The following is an 18,014-nucleotide window of genomic DNA, read 5'->3' as shown; positions in this document are numbered from 1 at the left end:
CCGTTACTTCCGGAGCTCGAAGGTCGTGGCGCCGACCTTGATGGGAGCTCCGACGATCACCGGAACGGGCGCTGCCACGCGCTCGCCGTTGTGGGAGGTGCCGTTGGTCGAGTCGAGGTCCTGCACCATCCACTGCTCGCCCCAGAGGACGAGCCGGGCGTGGTGGCTGGAGGTGTAGTCGTCGCGGATGACCAGGCCCGACTCGCTCGAGCGGCCGATCGTGAGCGGCTCGTCGCCGAGGGCGAGCTCGAGGCCGGCCTTGGGGCCGCTCGTGATGACGATCCTCGAGACGGTGTCGACGGTCGCCTTCTGGGGGCCCGTCGGCGAGGCCGCGGGAGCGGGGCGCGGGGTGATGGGGGTGACGAGCGAGGTCTCGGCCCCGGGCGACGCGGTCGCGATCGGTCCGGCTGCCGCGGCGGCGGGCTCCGGCATCCGGCGCACCTTCACGCCGAACAGGTCGGCGCGCAGCGAGTACACGACCGCGAAGACGAAGAACCACAGCAGGATCAGGAAGCCGATCTGCAGCAGCAGCAGGGTCAGTTCACTCACGCGGAGCCTCCGAGGTTGAACAGCCGCGTCGCGTCGTCGTCGGCGGGCCGTGCAGGGGGCCGCGGCGCCGTGGCGACGACGCGGAAGATGATGCGGGTGCGTCCGATGGTGACCACCGAATCGGGGCTGAGCGCCGCTTCGGGCACCTTCTGTCCGTTCACCTGCGTGCCGTTGGTCGACCCCAGGTCGCGCGCCATCGCGCGGCGGCCGTCCCAGAGGATCTCGACATGACGGCGGCTCGTGCCGGCATCCGAGATCGTGATGTCGGCGTCGGTGCCGCGACCGATCACGGTGCGGCTCTGCGTGAGCGGATGCTGTCGGCCGTCGATCTCGACGACTCCCTGCCACGAGACCTCGGCGGCCGCGGCGGAGCGCGCGTCGACCCGCACGGTTCCGGTGGAGAGCTTGTCATCGGCGTCGATCGAGATCGACACCGGCGCGGAGAAGCTGTAGTTCTGCTCGCGGGCGTGACCCTCGACGAGGTGGAGGAGCTCGTCGTGCAGCGCCCGGCCCAGCGCGCTCATGCGCTCATGGTCGGCCGGGGCCAGCCGGACCACGAGGGTGTTCGGCACGAGAATGCGGTCGCGAGAGACGACGGCAGCCTTCGAATCGAGTTCGGCGCGAAGGGCCGAGGCGATTTCGACAGGCTGCACGCCGCTGCGGAAGGTCTTGGCGAACGCGCCGTTCACGGCACGCTCGATTCCCTTCTCGAAGCTGTCAAGTAGTCCCACGGGGCTCCTCTGGCAGTCTGGACCGGTGCGATCATGCTAGTCGCAGACCCTGGGCGGGCCTGGGAAGAAGTGGTCACCTCGCCTCATGGACGGGTTCGCGCCATGATATCCTCGGAAAGTTGACCGCGTGGTGACACGTGTTCGCGCGAGTGGCGGAATAGGTAGACGCGCTGGCTTCAGGTGCCAGTGCCCGTAAGGGCGTGGGGGTTCAAGTCCCCCCTCGCGCACAGCGGGGTGTGTTCGTAAATACACCCGGATGTGTTCGTAAACTGGAAAAGCCGGTCAGGTCGAGAATCTGACCGGCTTTTTTGGTGGCGGCGTTTATCTGCGGCCCGGCGGCTAGGTTCGTTCTTCCCGACGCGCTTCCGTGTTGGTTGCGCTCGCCGCGACGAAGAACCTGCCGACATCGGCGCTGGCCGGGGCCGTGATGCGGAACACAGTGAAGACGGCGGTGTCGGTCGCGGCACCCGACTCGATCAGTCGGAGCGCGCACCTGCCGATTCCGTAGCGTGCGGCCCGCTCTTACTGACGGAGGCCTGCCCGCGCGCGCCGCTCGGAGGCGTGCTCCAGCCCAAGGCCTTCAGCGTCGTTCTACGCAACGGGATCGCCCGAAGGAGCGGTGGATTCCGCTGCGTCGCAGGCGTGGGCACCTGTTCCTCGAAGCCCCATTCTCGGCATCACGAGTATGGGCGTTGCGGTGCCGAGGCGACGAAAGCCCATCGCACCACGCGCGTGTTCGGGCGTCGAGTGTCGCACTGTCGAGTTCCGCATCACAACAGAGGGTTGAGATCAGTGTTCGTCACGGTGCAAGCCGAAAGCACCGAGCGATGCAATGGCGATCCCGCCTGTAATGAGTCCGAGGGCCAGCGGTAGTGCTGTCCCCGTTGCGTCGTCGAGCGGCCAGGCCCACCATTGAACCTCGCCGTCTGCGCGCCCGAGCAAGGCGCACACGAGTACGTACAAGGCCGGGGGGAGTGCCTGATAGGTGGCGCTGATGAAGGTCGCTGTGAGCAGCTGAAGCCCGAGTAGCCATCCCAGCGCTGCGAGATAGTGAATCACCGGGCCTCCCGGCGCCACCACCTCGACCGTGACCGCCAGGGCCGCTGAGGGGACGAGGACGACGATCACCATCCCCGCTGCAATCAGGGAAGGTTGGCGGACCGCAACCGTCCGGTCGCCGGGCGAGCCTGCCGTCAGGGGGAAGGCGATGATGACCCCGAACAGGAGAGCGGTCAGAACAGAGAACGGCACGCCCCCCGTCCCTGTGAAGGATGGGAGCGGCACCAGGACACTCCCTAAGCCGACGGCGAGTGCGGTGATGAGCACTGTCAACGGCACCACCCAGGCGAGGCGATACGTCTTCGCGGCGAGATTCACGAGGTCGTCGGCGGATCGACGGCGCAGTCGCGCATGGATGCAATGGCGGCGTTGACAAACTGGACTTGCGCCGCGGGCTCTGCTCTCAACAGGGAGGCGAGCAGAGGGAGGTCCGTCGGTAGCGACTCGGCCGCACTCGCATCGACTGTGCTCCCCATCTGCAGCATCAGCCAAGCGCGCGCTGTGTCCGAAGCATCCTGACGGGCGATTGTTCGCTCTGCGACCTCATCCTCGCAGTTCAGATCGAGCTCTCCCTGCACGCTGCTCGCGAGTGAGCTAGCGATCGATACGTCGTTCATCCCTGGCACGTATCGGAACGGCAGCACGTCTGGATCGCTCGTCGACCGGCCCGCTACGACCTTCGTGGGCAGAGCGATGCCTTCGTCCCTGAGGGTCGAGATCATCTCAGCGACGAGAGGACGTGGGTCGCTGGTAATGATCTGTTCTGGATAGAGGCAGACCTGAACGGGTTGCCCTGCACATTCGAGTGCTGCCGCGTCGCGCGGCTCAGCGGCTGTGCTGGTGAGGGGCCTGGCGACCACGAGACCGCCGACGAACGCGGCCACGATCAGGGCTCCAGCGACGCTAAGCAATAGCGGTCGGGACGCGCGATCAAGTCGAAGCGCCATGGTGCCGGAGATGAGAAGTCCGGCTGAGGCGAGAAGGCTGAAAATGGTGACCGCGATGACCGAACGAGCATCGACTTGTTCGTCGTAAAAGCAGCATGTTTCCAACACCAGCCCCGCCAGGTGGCGGAGGGGGAACCAGTCCACCACCCCGGTAAACCCGAGCCAGGAGTAGCTCGCCACCAAGGCCAACGCGATACCGACAACCGGTCGGAGAAGGGCACCCAAAGCGAAGCCGACACCGGTGTGGAAGCAGAGAACCGCTGTGAGCGCTCCGATGATGCCCCACGGTAGTTCGCTGTCGCCGCCGAAAGCGTCCACCGCGGTGACGGCGACTGCCACAGTGTGCGTGAGGAAGCCAGCGAGGTAACTCGGCCAGAGCGCGCTCCACACCACCCTCCAGGAGCTCCTCGTGATCGTGACGTTCTCGACTCGCCTAGCCCTTAAACGGGACGCAGCGAGGGCGGCGCCCGTCGCGGACACAGCGGCCGGCACGATGATGAGGAGAACAGAATGGGCGACCGTCCACGTCCAGTAGCCGGGCATGGGAGCGCTCGTGTTCGATTGTCCGAGCACAAGAAGCAGGAGGGGCAATGCGGGGAGTAGCATCCACAGAACCGCGTGGCGTCTCAGAGGGTAGGGGAGTCGCACTCAGTCCTCCGGAACCCGCGCAGCATAAGCCAACCGCAACTGATCATCCACCGACGCTGCGGGGTGCTCCTCGATGAATGCCGCGCGTGAACCGGAGAAGCGGACACTGCCGGCGGCCAGAACGACGACCTGAGAGTTCTCGTCGATGAGACCTCCCGCGTCGTGAGTGGAGACGAGGACGCTTCGGTCTCTCTCTATGTCGCGCAGGACATTGACGAGGCGATCCCGCTCTCGCGGGTCGAGGCCAGCCGTCGGTTCGTCAAGGAGTAGGTAGGCCGCGTCGTGCACGAGGACACCAGCAATCCCCAGGCGTCGCATCTGCCCTCCCGACAGGCGTTCAGCACGCTCGTCGGCTTTGCTCTCGAGGCCCACCATCGCCAGTGCGTCGGCCGCTCGCACGGCTGCGGTGCGGGTCGACAAGCCTTTCAACCAACCAAGGTAGGCGACGTGTTCACGAGCGGTGAGGGCTGGCAGTGGTGTGACGTTCTGGGGTAGCCACCCGACCGCAGACCGGTATGCCTTTGACCGTCGGCGTGTCGACTGAGGATCGCCGTCGATGTCGAGTGATCCATCGAAGCCGTGAACTCCGGCCACAGCCTTGAGGAGCGTTGTCTTTCCTGCGCCGTTCGGTCCAAGAAGTACGGTGCGCCCAGGTCCGACGCTAAGGCGCACATCTCGCAGCTGGTCCCGACGTTTGGCGTACCCAAACCGTTCGATGGTGAGGTTCAGCAAAGGTCCCCCCGGATCGATCTGCTCGAGATGACTTTATCGACTTCAACCGGCCTTAGTTCAGCTCCACCGGCCTGATGATCGTCCACTTCGCATCGGCGACACGCGCCGTGCGCATTCCTGCAGTGAGCGAGACCGACCGACGATCGCCAACCCTCCTCTGACAGCGATCAGGACGAGCGACATCCGCGATGACGAGCGCGGGGCCGAGTAAGAACAGAAAAGCGGAGGGCTTAGCTCAGAATCGTCGATAAATAGGACCTGGCGAGGCCTTGATTCGCAAGGGGTTTGGGATTTGCAAATACACCCACAGCGAAGCATGTCGGACAATTCGGCAGCTGTTGTGCGGAATCGAGATCAAGCCGGTCGGTGGTGAGAACCCCGACCGGCTTCGTCGTTCTCCGGCTATCACACCGCTCGCCGTATTTCCTCCCCCTCGATCACGGGTGGGCCAGGTGACAACGTCGATGGATGGCATCCCTTTCGAAGCTTCTGACCGATGACTCGGTGTCGCTCCTGACCCGGGGGTACGGGTTCGGATCTCACCTCTGGCGACGAACCGAGCGCGGCGCCCGCGCTGTCCCGTTCCGACTGCTCGGGCGCGGTGCGCTCTTCGTGCGGGGAACAGAGGGCGTCGAGCTCTTCTATGACGAGTCGCGCATTCGCCGCCATGGCGCGATGCCACCCTTCATCCAGGAGTCCCTGTTCGGCCACGGATCGGTCCACAGCCTCGACGGTGACGAGCACCGCCATCGGAAGGGGACGTTCGTGGACGTCCTCTACGACGACGCCCACGTCGCCCGGCTACTGCCCTTCCTCGAGGAGGAGTGGCGTCAGGAACTCGACGACTGGGTCGGCGGAGGTGACCACTCCGCCTACGACGCGGCGGTGGGCGCCCTCGGCCGCGCGGTGATGCGGTGGGCCGGCATTCCCGGGACACCGGCCGCGCAGACGCGGTGGGCGCGGCGTCAGGCGCAGATCGTCGACGGGTTCGGGGTGCCGTACTCACCCGAGTACCTGCTCGCGGTGGTGAACCGGGGCTGGTCCGACCGGCACGCGGCCCGTTTGATCGAGGCAGTGCGGGGCGGATCGCTGACCGCCCCCGAGGGCACGGCGCTTCACGAATGGGCATCGCACCGCGGGCCCGACGGCGAGCTTCTGTCCGCCCGCCTGGCGGGGGTCGAGCTGCAGAACAGCTTCCGGCCGATGATCGCCGTCTCGCGCTTCGTCGCCTTCGCGGCGAAGCATCTTCACGATCGCCCGGAGTGGCGGCGGCGCATCGCGGCGGAGTCGGCCGAGCGGGGCGCCCTCGTCGGGGGTGAGCTTGCGACGATGTTCGCGCAGGAGATCCGCCGCACCTCGCCGTTCGTCCCGATGCTCCCCGCCTGGGCGACCGACGACGTCGAGCTCGCCGGGGAGCGCGTCGCCGCCGGGGGTCGGGTGGTGCTCGACATCCTCGGCACCGACACGGATGCCGCGTCGTGGGAGCGACCGGGCGAGTTCGATCCCGAGCGCTTCCGTGGCGTGGACGACTACGAGGCGCTGACGGCCTTCGTGCCCCACGGCGGCGGCGGGGTGGCTACCGGCCACCGCTGCCCCGGTGAGAAACTGGCCATCGCGGGCCTCGCGGCGGCGATCGCCGCGCTGAGCGACCCCCGCATCCGCATCAGCGGGCGCGGGCTCGAGGTAGGCAGGCGACGGATGCCGACCAAGCCCCGCTCCGGCGGACGCGTCCGCCCGGCGAATTCACCGTCGCGCTGCCCCTTTCACTGAGGCAGCGCACGACTCGACGACAGTAGGAAAGGACGACGCCATGCGATCGATGCTGTACTCCCAGACCGGGGATTCCTCCGTCATCTCCCTCGTGACACGCGACGTGCCCGAGCCGGGCGCCGGTGAGGTGCGGGTGAAAGTCGAGGTGTCCGGCGTGAACCCCACAGACTGGAAGTCGCGCTCCGGCAGCGGCGCCCCGATGGCTTTCGACGAGGTGGTGCCGAACCAGGACGGCGCCGGCGTGGTCGACGCCGTCGGCGAGGGCGTCACCTCTCTTCACGAGGGTGACCGCGTCTGGGTCCACCTCGCTCAGCACGGGCGCCCCACCGGGACCGCGCAGGATCTCACGGTCGTGCCGGAGTCCCGCGCCGTGAAGCTGCCCGAGGGAATCGGATTCGACGTCGCCGCCAGCCTGGGCGTCCCCGCGATGACGGCCCATCGCGCACTGACCGTGCACGAGTTCGGACCCCGCAGGCTGTCGCCCGGCGCGCTCGACGGCCGTGTGGTGCTCGTCGCGGGAGGCGCCGGTGCCGTCGGTCACGCCGCGATCCAGCTCGCGGCGTGGGCAGGCGCGCGGGTCATCGCGACGGTGTCGTCGGACGAGAAAGCCGCCCTCGCCCGCGCCGCGGGTGCGCACGACATCGTGTTCTACACGCAGCCGGATGCCGCGGACCGGATCGCCGCGATCGCACCGGGCGGTGTGCACCAGATCGTCGAGGTCTCGCTCGTCGAGAACGCTGCGCTCGACGGGAAGGTCGCGGCGAACCATGCCAGCATCGCGTTCTACGCCGACAACGGCGGCGACCAGGCGACCTTCCCCGTGCGGCCGGCCTTCGCGAAGAACCTGCGGGTGCAGGGACTCCTCCTCTACACGGTGGGCGACGAGGCGCTGGCGGACGCAGCGGAGGACATCACCGCCGCTCTCCGCGACGGCGCGCTGCCGGTGGGTGAGGCGGCGGGCCTGCCTCTCACCTGGTTCCCGCTGGAGGAGACGGCCGCCGCCCATGACGCCGTCGAGGGCGGCGTCGTCGGCAAGGTGCTCATCGACGTCACCGGATCCCACAGCGGGTGACGGCACCTCTCCGGGTGCCTCCCGACGCCTCGCGGGAGGCATCCGTCGGGTGACGAACGCGCAACGTTTGTGTCTCCTTCTTTCTTAGGGGGAGACAGGGAGCCCTGAGACGGCTAGGTTGGGAGCGACCGACACAATCGTCGTCGGCATCTATCAGTAAGGCAGTTCATGAGCGTCAGCGGTACCGTCAAGTGGTTCAACTCGGAAAAGGGCTTCGGCTTCATCGCGCCCGATGAGGGCGGCGCCGACGTCTTCGCCCACTACTCCGCCATCGAGTCCTCGGGCTACCGCTCGCTGGAAGAGAACCAGCGCGTCGAGTTCGACATCGCACAGGGCCCCAAGGGCCTGCAGGCGGAGAACATCCGCCCCGTTTGAGGCTTGTCAGACATTGTCTGACAAGAGGAGCAGGCGGTGAAGGTCGGCCATCGTGTCGACAGCCGCCTGCGCCCCTTCTGATTCGTGCGGCCAGCTGAAGCCCCACCGCACGAAGATGACGGGAACGCCGTTCGCGGCGCCACCCTCAACGTCATGGTGCCGGTCACCGATGAGAATCGGTCGGCTGGTGTCAGCTCCGGCAGCCGCAAGGCGCCGGAGCGCTTCGGCGACGATGTCGGACTTGGAGGCCAAGGTCTTCTCGTCCGGCGTCGCCCCCGCCATCGCCTGCATGTGATCGGACAGGCCGAAGTGCTCCATGAGCGCGACGACCTGATTCTCCGGCTTCGAGCTGGCGGTCGCCTGCGGGATCCCGGCATCCGCGATGTCCGCGATGAGCTCCCCGACTCCCGGGTAGAGCCTCGCCCCCGCGGTGAAGCCGTCTGCGCGCCCGAGGGTGCGGTAGTAGGTCACCGCTTCGGTGGCCTGTTCCGGCGTCATGCCGACGTTCTTCTGGAACGACTCGAACATGGGCGGACCGATCCAGTGCACCAGCTCTTCGCGCGTGGGCGCCGGAAGACCGAAGTGCGTCAGTGCGCGATCGAGCCGGCTGAGAATGCCGACCGACGCGTCGACGATGGTGCCGTCCACATCCCAGAGGATGCAGGACCAGGGGGATCGTGTCGTCATGAGGCCAGCCTACGGGCCTCGCCTCCGCGGGTAGGCTCGACGCCGTGCGTCTCGTCATTGCCCGCTGCTCCGTCGATTACACCGGTCGACTGAAAACGCATCTCCCGCTCGCCACCCGCCTCATCATGATCAAGGCCGATGGCACGGTGGCCTTTCACCGCGATGCGCAGCACGCGCCTCTGAACTGGATGAGCCCGCCGTGCACGCTGACAGTCGTGGAGCCCGGCGAGGACGACGTGGATGTCATCGAGAAGTGGCTCGTCACGCATGCCAAGACCGGCGACGCCCTGACCGTGCGCCTCTATGAGGTGCTGCACGACTCCGCGCACGAGCTCGGGTCCGACCCGGGCCTCGTCAAGGACGGTGTCGAAGCCGACCTCCAGCGCCTCCTGGCCGAACAGGTCGGCGTGATCGGCGACGGTCTCACGCTCGTCCGCCGGGAGTTCCCGACGGCGATCGGTCCGGTGGACCTGCTGCTGCGCAACCCTGCGGGCGGCACGATCGCCGTTGAGGTGAAGCGCCGGGGCGACATCGACGGCGTCGAGCAGCTCACGCGCTACCTCGAGCTGCTCGGACGGGATCCGCACCTCGCGCCCGTCACCGGGGTGTTCGCCGCGCAGGAGATCAAACCGCAGGCCAAAGTGCTGGCGACCGATCGCGGCATCCGCTGCGTCACGCTCGACTACGACGAGATGAAGGGCATCGAGTCGGGGGCGCCCCGCCTCTTCTGAGTGCTCGGCCTGTTTCTGAGCGCTCCGACTGTTCTGAACGCCCCCGGCGCGGTGACCGCTCGGGTCAGTGCCCCGTGCCGCGCGTGCCCGGAAGCGGCTTGGCCGCGGATGACGCGAAGCCGGATGCTGCAACGAGCGCGGCGATGATGAACAGGGTGTTGAGCAGACCGATGTGGTCGCTGATCAGACCGAGCACCGGCGGCCCGCAGAGGAACGCGACGTAGCCGATGGTCGCGGCCGCGCTCACGCGGGCCGCAGCGTGCTGCGGGTCGTCCGCCGCAGCCGACATGCCCAGCGGGAAGCCGAGTGACGCGCCCACGCCCCACAGCGCTGCGCCGACGAAGACGAGCGGCAGGTTCGGCGCGAGGATGAAGAGCAGGATGCCGACCACGGCGGTCGCAGCGAGCACGCGGAGTGTCGCGACGCGGCCGAATCGGTCGACGAGCGGCCCGCCGAACACGCGCACCACGGTCATCGCCACGGAGAAGACGGTGAGGGCGACGGCTCCGAGGGCCGGACCACCCTGGTGGTCTTCGCTCACGCCGAGCGCCATCCAGTCGTTGGCGCCGCCCTCGGCGAAGGCCATCCCGAGCATGACGATGCCGAGCACGTAGGTGCGCGGCTCGCGCCACGCCGACAGCGCCGTCACGAGGCGCTCGCGCCAGCCGCTGGGGGCGTCGCTCGCGTCGCCGAAGGTGCGCCGCGGAACGTAGAGGTAGGCGACCACGGCGATCACCACGATCACGACGGCGATCGTGGCGGTGTGCGGGAAGACGCCGATGCGCCAGCCGGCTGCCGCGGCGCCGATCCCGGCGCCGATGACGGTGCCGAAGCTGAAGAAGGCGTGGAACAGCGGCAGGATCGTCTTGTTCACCTCGACCTCGATGGCCGCGCCGTCGACGTTCATGAGCACGTCGAGCGCCCCGTTGCCGAACCCGAACATCGCCAGCCCGATCAGCACCATCGTGAGCGATGGCCAGACCTCGGTGCCGAGTCCGATGACGGCGATGCCGGCGGCGAGGGTCAGCATCATGAGGAGCATTCCGCGGCGCGTGCCCAGTCGGGCGGCGATGACGGACGACAGCGACAGGCCGATGATCGACGCGGCGCCCATGCCGAGCAGCAGGAGGCCGATCGTCGAGTTGTCGATGTCGAGGGCCGCTTTGATCGAGGGAACCCGCGACGCCCATGTGGCGATGCTCAGGCCGCTCGCCGTGAAGATCGCGAAGACGGCCAGGCGCCATGCCCGAAGGCGTGCGGAAGTCAGCTCGGAATGCATGAAGCACACTCTAGCGGGAGATATCGAAACGATTCGAGACATCATTTCCGAGGCGGTAGCATCGGGGGCATGACCTCCCGGCGCGCCACCATCACCGATGTCGCGCGAGAAGCGGGCGTCTCGCCGTCGACGGCATCCGTGGTCTTCAGTGGCAAGGTGGCCGTCTCGGATGCCACGCGGGAGCGCGTTCTCGCGGCGGCGAGCACACTCGGGTACACCGGCCCCGATCCTCGGGCCGCCTCGCTGCGCACGGGACGGGCGGGGATCGTGGCCGTCCTGTTCCGCGAACGCCTCGGCACCGCCTTCCGCGACCCGGTCACCTCCGTGATGATGGACGGGCTCAGCGATGCGATCGCGCCCATCGGCGCGGGGGTCCTCCTCCTCCAGGACGAGCCCGCCGGCGCGGGCCGCGCGACGGGGCCGAGCCTGACCACCGCGCCCATCGACGCCGCCGTGCTCATCGGCTGCAACGAGATCGTCCGCTCGTCGGTCGACACGCTCCGGGGCCGGGGCATCCCGGTGGTGGTCATCGAGGGCGACGCCGGCGCGGACGTCCCGCAGGTGCTCCTCGACAACCGGGAGTCGCAGCGCGAGGCGGCGGAGCACCTGCGCTCACTCGGGCACACCGATGTCGCCATCGTGACGCTGGCCCAGAACGGAGCGATGCAGCGTGGCTTCATCGCCCACGACTCCGATGTCACCGTCGACGTGACTCGCGACCGCCTGCAGGGCGCGCGCGACGTCTATCCCGACGCCCCCGCGTACGCCGCCGCGGAGAGCACGATCGACGAGGGCTTCGCCGCCGGGCGCGTCCTGTTCGCGGGCGAACGGCCCACCGCCGTCATCGCGATGAGCGACCTCCTCGCCGCGGGTGTCATCCGGGCGGCAGAGGAGGCGGGGCTCCGCGTCCCCGAGGATGTCAGCGTGACCGGCTTCGACGGTGTCGTCGTCGACGGTTTCGCGCCCTACGTCCTCACGACGCTGGTGCAGGATGCCGGGGCGAAAGGCCGCGCCGCAGGCGAGGCCGTGGTGGCCATGATCGAAGACCGCGAACCGGCATCCCTGACCCTCACCTGCACATTCCGACGGGGGAACACGACCGGTCCCCGCTGACCCGACCGCACGGGCGCGGCCGTTCGGACGGTCAGCCCCGGGTAGACTGGACGAGACGACCCCCGCGACGCACAGAGGAGGCCAGGTTGCTGTTCCTCCTCACCGCGTTCGCGATCGTTCCCCTTCTCCTCCCGACGCTCGTGAAGCGGTGGGGGTCGAGAACCTTCCTCGTCGCGGCCGTCGTGCCCGTCATCGCCTTCGTGCACACCGCCTTCCAGGGCCCGCGCGTGCTCGCGGGGGATATCCCGTTCGAGGCATATGCCTGGATTCCCGATCTCGACGTGCGGCTGTCGATGCAGATGGATGTGCTCGGCTGGGTGATGTCGCTGATCGTCACGGGCGTCGGCGCGCTGGTGATGATCTACTGCCGCTGGTACTTCACCGGCAAGCGCGAGGGACTCGCGCTGTTCTCCGCCGTGCTCCTCGCCTTCGCGGGGGCGATGTACGGTCTCGTGCTCACCGACGACATCGTCGTGCTGATCATGCTGTGGGAGGTCACTAGCGTTCTCTCCTACCTCCTCATCGGTTTCTACCACCGACGCGGAGCGAGCCGGCGCGCGGCGTTGCAGGCTCTCCTGGTGACGACCCTCGGCGGCCTCGTCATGCTCATCGGCGTCGTCATGCTCGTGGTGCTCTACGGCACGACGAGCATCTCCACGATGATCGAGGCCGGGCCGGTCTTCGAAGGCGGTGAGGCCGCCGCGCTCAACGCCGCGCTCGTGATGCTCCTCGTGGGGGCGCTCAGCAAGTCGGCGATCTTCCCGTTCCACTTCTGGCTCCCCGGCGCGATGGCCGCCCCGACCCCCGTCAGCGCGTACCTGCACGCGGCGGCGATGGTCAAAGCGGGCATCTACCTGATCGCGCGGTTCGCGCCCGGGTTCGCCGAAGCGGAGCCCTGGCGACCGATCATCATCGTGCTGGGCCTGTTCACCATGCTGCTCGGCGGCATCCAGGCGCTCCGCGAGTCGGACCTCAAGCGCGTCCTCGCCTTCGGCACGGTGAGCCAGCTCGGCATGCTCACCGTCGTGCTCGGCTACGGCGAGCGGAACTCCGCCCTTGCCGGGCTCGCCCTGCTCCTCGGGCACGCGCTGTTCAAATCGTCGCTGTTCCTCATCGTCGGCGTGATCGACCGCCAGCTCAGCACCCGAAACATCGGCGAGCTGTCGGGGGTCGGCCGGCAGGCGCCCACGCTGGCGACGTTCTCGATCATCGCGATCGCCTCTATGGTCGGCGTCGCGCCGACGGTCGGCTTCGTCGCGAAGGAGGCGACGCTCACCTCGTTCCTCGAGGGCGGTGCCACTCCCGGCGCCCTCGGGCCGCTGATCGGTATCCTGCTCGGCTCCGCACTGACGGCGGCCTACGGCATCCGCTTCATCTGGGGCGCGTTCTGGACGAAGAAGGATCCGAACGGCGCACCGCTCGCGCGAACGGAGTGGCCTGACCCGCCGATCGGCTTCATGATCGCGCCGGTCATCCTCAGCGGGCTGACGGTCATCGCCGGCTTCGCTTCGCCCCTGCTCGATGAGGCGCTGTCGGGCTACGCCGATTCGATCCCGGAGGATGCCGGCGGCACGCCGTACCACCTCGCGCTCTGGCACGGGTGGGAGCCGGCGCTGTTCCTGTCGCTCGGGTCGATCGCCCTCGGCGCCGGCGTCTTCTGGCTCGTCCAGCGGATGCAGTGGAAGAGCCGTGTGCTCCCGTTCAGCGCCAACGACCTCTACAACGGCTCGCTCCGCGGCATCGCGAAGCTCTCGGTCTGGACGACCTCGCTCACGCAGCGCGGCTCGCTGCCCTTCTACGTCGGCACCATCTTCGTCGTGTTCATCGCGGCAGAGGCGACCGCGCTCCTCGCCAGCACCGAATGGAAGATCGCGTTCGACGCGTGGCAGAGCCCGGCGCAGATCATCGTCGCGCCGATCATGATCCTCGCGGGCTTCGTCGCCGTGCGGGCGCGCAAGCGGTACACGGGCGTCGTGCTCGTCTCTGTCACCGGGCTCGGCATGGTGCTGCTCTTCGCCACGAGCGGCGCCCCCGACCTGGCCCTCACGCAGATCCTGGTAGAGACCGTCACCCTCATCGCCTTCGCGCTCGTCCTCCGTCGCATCCCGGCTCGCATGGGCGACCACAACGCGTCCGTGCTGCCCGTCTTCCGCGCCGTGATCGGCATCGGCGTAGGCGTGACCATGTCGGCGATCGCCCTCATCGCGACGGGCGCCCGGGTCGCGGAGCCGATCTCCGACCGGTTCGCCGCCCTCGCCTACGAGATCGGCCACGGCAAGAACGTCGTCAACGTCACCCTCGTCGACCTCCGCGGGTGGGACACCATGGGCGAGCTGTCGGTGCTCATCCTGGCGGCGACCGGTGTGGCATCCCTCGTCTTCGTCACGCACCGGGCCGACACGCTCTCGAGCCGCATCCAGCCCCTCCCCTCGGGAGCGCGCACGCGGCGCCCCCTGGTCGAGACGGCGGACGGCCCGCGCCCCCGCGGGGCGGCGGGCGGCAGCACCCGACAGGCGTGGCTCGTCGGCGGACAGAAGGTGCGCCCCGAGAACCGTTCGCTCATGCTCGAGGTCATCGTCCGCGTGCTGTTCCACACGATCATCGTGGTCTCGCTGTACCTGCTGTTCGCGGGGCACAACCTCCCCGGCGGCGGGTTCGCCGGCGGGCTGGTCGCCGGCATGGCGCTCGTGATGCGCTACGTCGCCGGTGGCCGGTACGAGCTCGGCGCCGCCGCGCCGACGGATGCGGGGCGGTTGCTGGGCGCCGGCATGCTGCTCGCCGTCGTGACGACCCTCTTCCCGTTGCTGTTCGGCCAGGCGCCGCTCACCAGCACGTTCTGGGAGGCTGATCTGCCGCTCATCGGACACGTGGAGTTCGTGTCGTCGACCCTGTTCGATGTCGGCGTCTACCTCGTGGTCATCGGTCTCGTGCTCGACGTGCTGCGCTCGCTGGGCGCCGAGGTCGACCGCCAGACCCAGGAGATCCGAGAGCGGGTGAACGCATGACCGTCTCACTCGTCCTCGTCATCGTGATGGGCGCGCTCTTCGCGGCCGGCGTGTACGCGATGCTCGAACGGAGCCTCACCCGCGTCCTCATCGGCTTCCTCCTTCTCGGCAATGCCGCGAACCTCTTCCTGATGATCGTGATGGGCCAGCCGGGCATCGCGCCGTTCTTCGGCGCGGCCGACAGCCCCGACGAGATGAGCGACCCGCTCCCGCAGGCCCTGACCCTCACCGCGATCGTCATCACCTTCGCCGTGTCCGCCTTCCTCCTGGCGCTGATCTACCGCTCCTGGCAGCTCGGACAGGCCGACACGGTCGTCGATGACGAGGCCGACCGCGAAGTCCGGGAGCGCGCGGCATCCGATGAAGACACGATGGACGACGAGATCACCGATGAAGACGACGACGCCACGACCGACTTCATCGGCACGGCGACGTCGCCGATCATGATCCTCCACACGCACGACATCGCTGAACTCCGCGACGATGCGCCCGTCGACCGGCCGGGAGGCGACACATGATGAGCGCGCTCGTCCCTCTGCTGGTCACGCTGCCGCTCCTCGGTGCGGCCGTGGCGCTGATCTTCGGCCGTCGCCGTCGCGTGCAGGTCGGTGTCTCGATCACCACGCTGACCCTCGTCGCGATCGTCGCGGCCGTGCTCCTGTTCGCCGTCGATGCGAGCGGCGTGCCCCTCGCGGTGTCGGTGGGCGGATGGCCGATCCCCTTCGGCATCGTCCTCTACGTCGACCGCCTGGCGGCGCTGCTCGTCGTCGTCTCGAGCATCGTCCTCCTCGCCGTCCTCATCTTCTCGGTCGGGCAGGGCGCCGCCGACGGCGATGAGGAGACGCCCGTCTCGATCTTCCACCCGTCGTACCTGATCCTCGCGGCGGGCATCTTCAACGCGTTCATCGCGGGCGACCTCTTCAACCTGTACGTCGGGTTCGAGATCCTGCTCGTCGCGTCGTACGTGCTCATCACGCTCGGGTCGACCGAGTCGCGCATCCGCACCGGCGTCGTCTACATCGTGGTCTCCCTCGTGTCGTCGATCCTGTTCCTCGCCGCCATCGCGGCGATCTACGGCGCGCTCGGCACCGTCAACATGGCGCAGCTGGCCGATCGGATGGGCGAGCTCCCCGACGAGGTGCAGCTCGTCCTCCACCTCATGCTGCTGCTCGCCTTCAGCATCAAGGCGGCCGTCTTCCCGCTGTCGTTCTGGCTTCCCGACTCCTACCCGACGGCGCCCGCCCCCGTCACGGCGGTGTTCGCGGGACTGCTCACCAAGGTCGGCGTCTACGCGATGATCCGCACCGAGACCCAGATCTTCCGCGAGAACGACGTCAACACGCTGCTGCTGATCGTCGCTCTCGCCACGATGGTGGTGGGCATCCTCGGCGCCGTCGCCCAGGCCGAGCTCAAACGCATCCTGTCGTTCACCCTCGTCAGCCACATCGGCTACATGGTGTTCGGCTTGGCGGTCGGGACCGCCGAATCGCTCGGGGCGACGATCTACTACATGGTCCACCACATCGTGGTGCAGACGACCCTGTTCCTCGCCGTCGGGCTCATCGAGCGCCGCGCAGGATCGACCTCGATCCTGAAGGTTAAGGGGCTCATGCGCGCCGCGCCGTTCCTGGCGGTGCTGTACTTCATCCCCGCCATCAACCTCGGCGGCCTGCCCCCGTTCTCGGGATTCATCGGCAAGTACGCGCTCTTCGACGCTGCTGCCGAGGTCGGCACGCCCCTCATGTACGTGCTCATGGTCGGCGGAATCGTGACCTCGCTGCTCACCCTGTACGCCCTCATGCGCGCATGGAACCTGGCGTTCTGGCGCGAGGACGAGGACCAGTCCGACGAGCCCGGCGTGGTCGACCGCATTCAGTACCTCGACGACGCGCCGGCCTCCGGCGTGCAGACCGAGCGGCGTGTGATCCCGCGCGTGATGACCGCAGCGACGGCAGGCATGGTCGTCGTCACCCTCGCCCTCACGATCTTCGCCGGGCCGCTCTACCGCCTGTGCGCGAGCATCGGCGAAGCGCTGCCGTATCCCGTCACCCTCACCCAGCTCGGGGAGGTGGTCGAGGATGGGAAGTGACGCCCACCGCAGCGCCCTCACCGGCATCTGGCGTCAGCTGCCGTTCTTCGTGTGGCTGGTCGCCGTCTGGATGCTCCTGTGGGGCCAGTTCACGCTGCTCGCCCTGATCACCGGGATCGTCGTCGCCGTGTTCGTGACGGCCGTCTACCGGCTCCCGCCGGTAGAGCTGTCGGGCAGGCTCAACCCCTGGTGGCTGTTCGTCTTCCTGCTGCAGTTCGCGTTCTCGCTCGTGCAGGGTTCGCTGACCGTCGCGTGGCAGGTCCTCGACGTCCGCCGCCAGCCCGGCGTCGCGGTGATCGCGGTGCCGCTCGTGACCGATGACGACCTGATCATGGCTCACGTCGCCGTGACGGCATCCCTCATTCCGGGATCGCTCGTGCTCGAGACGGACCGGGATCGCCGCATCATCTACCTGCACATCATCGGGGTCCGCACGGCAGAAGACCTCGAACGGCAGCGCCGGTCGGTGCAGCGGTGGGAGGAGCGGCTCGTCCGCGCCGTCGGATCGACGGCGCAGCTGGCCGCGGTCCGCCAGGCGCGCGGCGCCCGCGTGCAGGGCGCCGATGCGAAGGATGCCGCGAAGGAGAGCAACCGATGACCGCCGTCCTCGTCGTCGTCATCAGCGCCGTCTTCGGCGTCTCGGCCATCCTGACCGTCTGGCGCATCATCATCGGGCCCTCGATCCTCGACCGCGCCGTGGCATCCGATGTCCTCCTCACACTGCTGATCTGCGTGCTCGGGGCCGAGATGGCGATCAACCACCACACGCGGACGCTCCCCGTGCTGCTGATCGTCGCCGCCGTCGGGGTGTTCGGGTCGATCTCCATCGCACGCTTCGTGGCGCGCCGGGACGGAGCGGAGCAATGACCGAGTTCCTTCACGTCGTCTCGATGCTGCTGATCCTCGCGGGGGCACTGCTGTGCCTCACCGCCGCGATCGGGCTGCTGCGCTTCCGTGACGTACCGACGCGCCTGCACGCGGCGACCAAGCCGCAGGTGCTCGGACTGCTGCTGATCGCCCTGGCCGTCGGCATCGAACTGCAGTCGTGGGCGGCGGTCGCGTTCCTCGTGCCGGTGCTGCTCATCCAGTTCGCCACCGCGCCGCTGTCGGCGCACATGGTCGGGCGGCAGGCGTACCGCAACGGGACGATCGACCGCCACGACCTCTTCACCGACGAGCTCGCCGAGGCCAAAGAGACTCCGCCGGCCGCCGGCGGCTGACGCGAAG

18 protein-coding genes and 1 tRNA gene are annotated in these 18,014 nt (G+C 68.3%); 12 read left to right on the top strand and 7 right to left on the bottom strand.

All coding sequences use genetic code 11. From position 1 onward, the window contains the following. Positions 1-3: 3 nt before the first annotated feature. Both ACJJV7_RS11475 and ACJJV7_RS11470 read right to left on the bottom strand, forming a co-directional pair. Entirely contained in the window at positions 4-549 is a 546-nt protein-coding gene (locus tag ACJJV7_RS11475; RefSeq protein ID WP_405374610.1) for an FHA domain-containing protein, read from the bottom strand. Continuing rightward, positions 546-1,280: an FhaA domain-containing protein gene (locus ACJJV7_RS11470; protein WP_405374612.1), complete on the bottom strand. Its 735-nt coding sequence runs from the start codon at positions 1,278-1,280 to the stop codon at positions 546-548. The genes ACJJV7_RS11475 and ACJJV7_RS11470 overlap by 4 nt, the downstream gene beginning before the upstream one ends. Positions 1,281-1,423: 143 nt before the next feature. Between ACJJV7_RS11470 and ACJJV7_RS11465 the strand changes: the two genes are divergently transcribed. Further along, a tRNA-Leu gene (locus ACJJV7_RS11465) sits at positions 1,424-1,507 on the top strand. A gap of 562 nt (positions 1,508-2,069) precedes the next feature. Here ACJJV7_RS11465 and ACJJV7_RS11460 read toward each other — a convergent pair. From ACJJV7_RS11460 to ACJJV7_RS11450, 3 genes are all read right to left on the bottom strand, one after another. Further along, positions 2,070-2,657, bottom strand: a complete 588-nt coding sequence (locus tag ACJJV7_RS11460) for a hypothetical protein (RefSeq protein ID WP_405374614.1) — start codon at positions 2,655-2,657, stop codon at positions 2,070-2,072. Next, a complete protein-coding gene (locus ACJJV7_RS11455) occupies positions 2,654-3,829 on the bottom strand; it encodes a hypothetical protein (protein ID WP_405374616.1) in 1,176 nt (391 codons plus the stop codon). Before ACJJV7_RS11455 ends, ACJJV7_RS11460 begins: the two co-directional genes overlap by 4 nt. 105 nt (positions 3,830-3,934) lie before the next feature. Then, on the bottom strand, positions 3,935-4,606 hold the full coding sequence (locus ACJJV7_RS11450; RefSeq protein ID WP_405374951.1) for an ATP-binding cassette domain-containing protein: 672 nt from the start codon (positions 4,604-4,606) through the stop codon (positions 3,935-3,937). Between the two features lie 528 nt (positions 4,607-5,134). Between ACJJV7_RS11450 and ACJJV7_RS11445 the strand changes: the two genes are divergently transcribed. The 3 genes from ACJJV7_RS11445 to ACJJV7_RS11435 all read left to right on the top strand — a co-directional run bounded on the left by ACJJV7_RS11445 (position 5,135) and on the right by ACJJV7_RS11435 (position 7,883). Continuing rightward, positions 5,135-6,436 carry a cytochrome P450 gene (locus tag ACJJV7_RS11445; RefSeq protein ID WP_405374617.1) on the top strand — a complete coding sequence of 434 codons (1,302 nt, stop codon included), beginning with the start codon at positions 5,135-5,137 and terminating at the stop codon, positions 6,434-6,436. Between the two features lie 40 nt (positions 6,437-6,476). Beyond that, on the top strand, positions 6,477-7,508 hold the full coding sequence (locus ACJJV7_RS11440) for an NADPH:quinone reductase (protein WP_405374619.1): 1,032 nt from the start codon (positions 6,477-6,479) through the stop codon (positions 7,506-7,508). Between the two features lie 168 nt (positions 7,509-7,676). Then, positions 7,677-7,883, top strand: a complete 207-nt coding sequence (locus ACJJV7_RS11435) for a cold-shock protein (protein WP_018187833.1) — start codon at positions 7,677-7,679, stop codon at positions 7,881-7,883. Positions 7,884-7,889: 6 nt separating this feature from the next. Here ACJJV7_RS11435 and ACJJV7_RS11430 read toward each other — a convergent pair whose 3' ends face one another. After that, positions 7,890-8,570, bottom strand: coding sequence for an HAD hydrolase-like protein (locus ACJJV7_RS11430; protein ID WP_405374621.1), 681 nt, complete (start codon positions 8,568-8,570; stop codon positions 7,890-7,892). 44 nt (positions 8,571-8,614) lie between these two features. Between ACJJV7_RS11430 and nucS the strand changes: the two genes are divergently transcribed. After that, positions 8,615-9,301, top strand: a complete 687-nt coding sequence (gene nucS, locus ACJJV7_RS11425) for an endonuclease NucS (protein WP_405374623.1) — start codon at positions 8,615-8,617, stop codon at positions 9,299-9,301. Positions 9,302-9,365: 64 nt separating this feature from the next. Here the strand turns inward: nucS and ACJJV7_RS11420 are convergent, their stop codons facing one another. Beyond that, on the bottom strand, positions 9,366-10,580 hold the full coding sequence (locus tag ACJJV7_RS11420; RefSeq protein WP_405374625.1) for an MFS transporter: 1,215 nt from the start codon (positions 10,578-10,580) through the stop codon (positions 9,366-9,368). A 69-nt stretch (positions 10,581-10,649) separates the two neighbouring features. Between ACJJV7_RS11420 and ACJJV7_RS11415 the strand changes: the two genes are divergently transcribed. The 7 genes from ACJJV7_RS11415 (at position 10,650) to mnhG (ending at position 18,007) form a co-directional block, all read left to right on the top strand. Next, complete coding sequence (locus ACJJV7_RS11415; RefSeq protein ID WP_405374626.1) at positions 10,650-11,693, top strand: LacI family DNA-binding transcriptional regulator; 1,044 nt, start codon at positions 10,650-10,652, stop codon at positions 11,691-11,693. 86 nt (positions 11,694-11,779) lie between these two features. Beyond that, entirely contained in the window at positions 11,780-14,698 is a 2,919-nt protein-coding gene (locus ACJJV7_RS11410; protein WP_405374628.1) for a Na+/H+ antiporter subunit A, read from the top strand. After that, positions 14,695-15,216 carry a Na(+)/H(+) antiporter subunit C gene (locus ACJJV7_RS11405; RefSeq protein ID WP_405374630.1) on the top strand — a complete coding sequence of 174 codons (522 nt, stop codon included), beginning with the start codon at positions 14,695-14,697 and terminating at the stop codon, positions 15,214-15,216. The genes ACJJV7_RS11410 and ACJJV7_RS11405 overlap by 4 nt, the downstream gene beginning before the upstream one ends. Then, entirely contained in the window at positions 15,216-16,787 is a 1,572-nt protein-coding gene (locus tag ACJJV7_RS11400; protein ID WP_405374631.1) for a Na+/H+ antiporter subunit D, read from the top strand. The genes ACJJV7_RS11405 and ACJJV7_RS11400 overlap by 1 nt, the downstream gene beginning before the upstream one ends. Continuing rightward, a complete protein-coding gene (locus ACJJV7_RS11395) occupies positions 16,777-17,385 on the top strand; it encodes a Na+/H+ antiporter subunit E (RefSeq protein WP_405374633.1) in 609 nt (202 codons plus the stop codon). Before ACJJV7_RS11400 ends, ACJJV7_RS11395 begins: the two co-directional genes overlap by 11 nt. Further along, on the top strand, positions 17,382-17,654 hold the full coding sequence (locus tag ACJJV7_RS11390) for a monovalent cation/H+ antiporter complex subunit F (RefSeq protein WP_405374634.1): 273 nt from the start codon (positions 17,382-17,384) through the stop codon (positions 17,652-17,654). Before ACJJV7_RS11395 ends, ACJJV7_RS11390 begins: the two co-directional genes overlap by 4 nt. Further along, complete coding sequence (gene mnhG, locus ACJJV7_RS11385; protein WP_405374636.1) at positions 17,651-18,007, top strand: monovalent cation/H(+) antiporter subunit G; 357 nt, start codon at positions 17,651-17,653, stop codon at positions 18,005-18,007. Before ACJJV7_RS11390 ends, mnhG begins: the two co-directional genes overlap by 4 nt. Positions 18,008-18,014 lie beyond the last annotated feature (7 nt).

Source organism: Microbacterium sp. Ld4, from assembly GCF_045066555.1.
In the GTDB taxonomy this organism is placed as follows: domain Bacteria; phylum Actinomycetota; class Actinomycetes; order Actinomycetales; family Microbacteriaceae; genus Microbacterium.
The sequence above is the reverse complement of the archived record's forward strand: the minus strand, read 5'-3'. Positions and strand labels throughout refer to the sequence as shown.